Source organism: Stenotrophomonas panacihumi (assembly GCF_001431645.1).
Lineage (GTDB): Bacteria > Pseudomonadota > Gammaproteobacteria > Xanthomonadales > Xanthomonadaceae > Stenotrophomonas_A > Stenotrophomonas_A panacihumi.
The window spans coordinates 1-4,270 of the sequence record NZ_LLXU01000097.1 but is presented as its reverse complement, the minus strand read 5'-3'; the positions used below and the strand labels follow the sequence as shown (position 1 = coordinate 4,270).

The 4,270-nt window shown below is 70.5% G+C and carries 6 protein-coding genes; all 6 read right to left on the bottom strand.

Annotation, left to right across the window (positions count from 1 at the left end):
* Positions 1–1,331, bottom strand: a 1,331-nt coding sequence (locus tag ARC20_RS12855; protein ID WP_057647739.1) for a heme lyase CcmF/NrfE family subunit, incomplete at its 3' end; no start/stop codon positions are given.
* Between the two features lie 40 nt (positions 1,332–1,371).
* Complete coding sequence (gene ccmE / locus ARC20_RS12850; protein ID WP_057647736.1) at positions 1,372–1,824, bottom strand: cytochrome c maturation protein CcmE; 453 nt, start codon at positions 1,822–1,824, stop codon at positions 1,372–1,374.
* The gene (ccmD, locus tag ARC20_RS12845) at positions 1,821–1,991 is read right to left on the bottom strand and encodes a heme exporter protein CcmD (RefSeq protein WP_057647735.1); all 171 of its coding nucleotides are present in this window, start codon (positions 1,989–1,991) and stop codon (positions 1,821–1,823) included. The genes ccmE and ccmD overlap by 4 nt, the downstream gene beginning before the upstream one ends.
* Entirely contained in the window at positions 1,988–2,743 is a 756-nt protein-coding gene (locus ARC20_RS12840; protein WP_057647733.1) for a heme ABC transporter permease, read from the bottom strand. Before ARC20_RS12840 ends, ccmD begins: the two co-directional genes overlap by 4 nt.
* 40 nt (positions 2,744–2,783) lie before the next feature.
* Complete coding sequence (ccmB, locus tag ARC20_RS12835; RefSeq protein ID WP_057647731.1) at positions 2,784–3,479, bottom strand: heme exporter protein CcmB; 696 nt, start codon at positions 3,477–3,479, stop codon at positions 2,784–2,786.
* On the bottom strand, positions 3,476–4,120 hold the full coding sequence (gene ccmA / locus ARC20_RS12830; RefSeq protein WP_057647729.1) for a heme ABC exporter ATP-binding protein CcmA: 645 nt from the start codon (positions 4,118–4,120) through the stop codon (positions 3,476–3,478). Before ccmA ends, ccmB begins: the two co-directional genes overlap by 4 nt.
* Positions 4,121–4,270: the final 150 nt, after the last annotated feature.

The window sequence follows — 4,270 nt, the reverse complement described above, 5'->3', positions numbered from 1 at the left end:
CGCGCTGGCAGCGCGACCAGCCTTCGCGCCTGCTTGCCCTGCTGCTGCCGTGGCTGGGCCTGGCGCTGGTCGCGCTGCCAGCGCGTGAGCGGGCCGAACGGCAGCAGCAGGACGAGCGGGGCCATCAGCAGCACGAACAGCGTGCCGAAGTACGGCGGGCCGACGGAGAGCTTGCCCAGGGCCAGCGCATCGGCGAGCAGCGGATACAGCGTGCCCAGCAGCACCATCGCGCAGGCGCAGGTGAGCAGCAGGTTGTTGGCCAGCAGCAGCGTTTCGCGCGAGGTGGCGGTGAAGCCGCGCCGCGGGTCGTCCGCCGCCGGGGCCAGCGCCGGCGCGCGCAGTGCGTACAGCAGCAGCGAGCCGCCAATCACCATCGCCAGGAAGATCAGGATGAACAGGCCGCGCGAGGGATCGGCGGCGAAGGAATGCACGCTGGTCAGCACGCCGGAGCGCACGAGGAAGGTGCCCAGCAGCGAGAGCGAGAACGCGGCGATCGCCAGCAGCAACGTCCAGCCGCCGAAGCTGCCGCGCTTTTCCGTCACCGCCTGCGAATGCAGCAGCGCCGCGCCGGCCAGCCACGGCATGAAGCTGGCGTTCTCGACCGGGTCCCAGAACCACCAGCCGCCCCAGCCCAGTTCGTAGTACGCCCACCAGCTGCCCAGTGCGATGCCGAGCGTGAGCAGCGCCCAGGCCACGTTCGTCCACGGCCGCGACCAGCGCAGCCAGCGCGCATCCAGGCGGCCGTCGAGCAGGGCGGCGATGGCGAAGGCGAACGGCACCGCGAAGCCGACGTAGCCGGCGTAGAGCATCGGCGGGTGGATGATCAGGCCCGGGTCCTGCAGCAGCGGGTTGAGGTCGCCGCCTTCCGGGGGCGCGGGCAGCAGCCGCGCGAACGGATTGGAGGTGAACAGCAGGAAGGCGAGGAAGCCCAGGCTGATGAGTGCCATCACGCCGAGCACGCGCGCCACCACCGGCAGCGGCAGCGAACGCGAGAACACCGCCACCGCCGCGCTCCACAGCGCCAGCACCAGCGTCCACAGCAGCAGCGAGCCTTCGTGCGCGCCCCACACCGCCGAGTAGCGGTAGACCAGCGGCAGCAGCGAGTTGGAGTTTTCGGCCACGTAGGCGACGGAGAAGTCCTGCCGCACGAAGGCCACGGTCAACACCACGAACGCGCCGCCCACCAGCAGCAGCTGCGCCAGCGCGGCCGGGCGGGCCACTTCCATCCAGGCCGCATGCCCGCGCTGGGCGCCGGCCAGCGGCAGCACCGCCTGCAGCAGGGCGACCAGCAGGGCGAGGATCAGCAGGATCTGGCCGAGTTCGGGCAGCATCAGGGGAACGTCCGGATCGAAATGCCGCGTCGTGCTGCCGTCACTGCGGCCCCGCCACGACGTCGTGCTTGCGGTGCGCCGCGCCCATCTTGTCGGCGACTTCCTTGGGCATGTAGTTCTCGTCGTGCTTGGCCAGCACGTCCTCGGCGACGAACACGCCGTCCTGCATCCGCCCGGTGGCGATGACCGCCTGGCCCTCGCGGAACAGGTCCGGCAGGATCTTGTCGTAGCTCACCGGCAGCTGCGCATCGCCGTCAGTGACGCGGAAATGCGCCTGCAGCGAGCCGGCGGCGCGCTGGAACGAGCCCTTCTCGACCATGCCGCCGAGGCGGAAGCGGGCGTGGTCGCCGGCATCGCCGCGCAGCACTTCGGAAGGCGTATAGAGATAGGCGACGTTGCGCTGCAGGGCGAGCGCCACCAGCGTGGTGGCCAGGCCCCCGGCGAAGACCAGCAGCAGCACCCACCACAGGCGGCGGCGACGGGTGGGATTCATCGCACCAGTTCCGTCTCGGAGGCCGAGGCGCGCGAGCGCTGGCGCTGCCGGCGCGCGGCGGCCTGGCGCAGCGCGCGACGCACCTGCCAGCGGGCGGCCAGCACGTCCCACAGCAGCACGATCACGAACACGGCGTAGGCAGCGATCACATAGCCCAGGTAGCTCATGCCGGCTTCTCCGCTTCGCCCAGGCGGGCGACCCAGTCCTTGCCGGCCTCGCGGCGCAGGTTGTCGGCGCGCGCGCGCAGCAGCAGCGAGCCGGCGAACCAGAACTTGGTGGCGGCGACCATCAGCCACAGCGGCAGCAGCATCGAGGCGTCGATGCTCGATTCGCCGAGCAGGCGGATGCTCTGGCCCTGGTGCAGGGAGTTCCACCACACCACCGAATAGCGGATCACCGGCAGCAGGGCGACGCCGACGATGGCCAGCAGGCCGGCGGCGCGCGCGGCATTGCGGTGGTCGTCGATGACCTGGTACAGGCCGATCACGCCGAGGTAGAGGAACAGCAGGATCAGTTCGGTGGTCAGGCGCGGGTCCCAATCCCACCAGGCGCCCCACATCGGCTTGCCCCAGATGCTGCCGGTGAGCAGGGTGATGAGGGTGAAGGCGGCGCCGATCGGCGCGCAGGCCATGGCGAGGATCTCGCACAGCTTGATGCGCCAGATCATCGCGATGGCCGCGTACAGCGCCATCAGCCCGAACACGAACAGGCTCATCCAGGCGCTGGGCACGTGGATGTAGAGGATGCGGAAGCTGTCGCCCTGCTGGTAATCGGCCGGCACCACGAACAGCGCCTGCCACAGCCCGAAGCCGGCCAGCACCGCGCCGGCGGCCAGGCACCACGGCGCCCAGCGGGCGGCGAAACGATCGAATACCGGGGGCGAGCCAAGTTGGTGGAACCAGCGGACGAGGCGATTCATGCGGTGGCGACGGCTCCGGCTTGGGGTGTTTCGATGCGGCTCAGCTCAACGAAATGCGGATCGCCGCGGCGGCCGCCAGTGGCGCCAGCACCAGTCCGATGACCAGCCCGGCGCCCAGCAACAGCAGCGGCGCGGACGGATCCAGTCCCTGCGTGCCGGCGGCGACGCTGCCCGCGCCGAACACCAGCACCGGCACGTACAACGGCAGCGCCAGCAACGCCACGAGAATACCAGAGCGTTTCATGTTCACCGTCAGCGCCGCCACCACCGCGCCGAGCAGGCTGAGCAGGGGCGTGCCGAGCAGCAACGATGCCAGCAGCACGGGCAACTGGTCATGCCGCAGGTGCAGCAATTCGCCGAGCAGCGGCGTGGCGACGATCAGCGGCAGCGCGGTGACCAGCCAGTGCAGCAGCACGCGCACGAGCACCAGCCAGGCGAGTGGCACGGGCGCGAGCACCCATTGTTCGAGCGAGCCGTCGTCGGCGTCGCCGCGGAACAGCGAGTCGAGCGAGAGCAGGCCGGCGAGCAGCACGGCCAGCCACATCACCGCGGGGGCGACGAGGGAGAGGGTGTCGGCATGGCCACCGAGGGCCAGGGCGAACAGCACGACGATGAGAAGGGCGAACAGCGCCGGCTGCAGGGCATCGCCGCGGCGGCGCCACAGCAGGCGCAGGTCGCGCACCATCAAGGCGCGCGAGGCCTGCCACAGCGAAGGCAGCGGGGCGGGTGCGCTCATGCGTCCACTCCGAGGGTGAGCATGCGCGTGCGCACCGGCGGGGCGGCGTAGGCGCCGTGGGTGGTGACCAGGGCGGCGCCACCGCCGCGCAGGTGGGCGGAGATCATGCGGTTGACCAGGTTGATGCCATCGAGGTCGAGGTTGGCGTAGGGCTCGTCGAGCAGCCACAGGGGGGCGGGCGAGAGCCACAGGCGGGCGAGGCCGAGGCGTTTCTTCTGGCCGGCGGAGAGCTGGCGCACGAGGGCATCCTCGTAGCCGGCCAGGCCGGCGATGGCCAGGGCGTTGCCGGGCATCTGGCGGGCGCGCCTGCCTTGCAGGCCGCAGAGGAAGTTGAGGTTTTCCAGGGTGGTGAGATCGGCTTTCAGGGCGGGCAGGTGGCCGAGGTAGGCGATGAAGCGCGAGCGGTCGACGCGCTTGGCGGGGCGGCCGTCGATTTCGATCTTGCCGGCGTCGGCACGCAGCAGGCCGGCGAGGACGCGCAGCAGGGTGGTCTTGCCGGCGCCGTTGTCGCCTTGCACCAGGAGGGCTTCGCCGGCATCGACCTGGAAGTCGAGCGGGCCGAACACCGCCTCTTCATTACGGCTGAAGCTCAGGGCCTGCGCGGCGAGCAGCGGCGGCGCGGCGGACGGGGTGTCGGTCATCAAGGGTTTGTGCGGTGCGTTTTTGAAGCTGGGTTTTGATTGTATCTGGGGTGGCTTGGGTTTTTGTCTCGGGTGCTTTGGGTTTGGTTGCGTTTGCGGTTTGGGTTGGTCGCGCGGCGGCTGGGGGGTATGCCCTGGTGGGGGACGCCA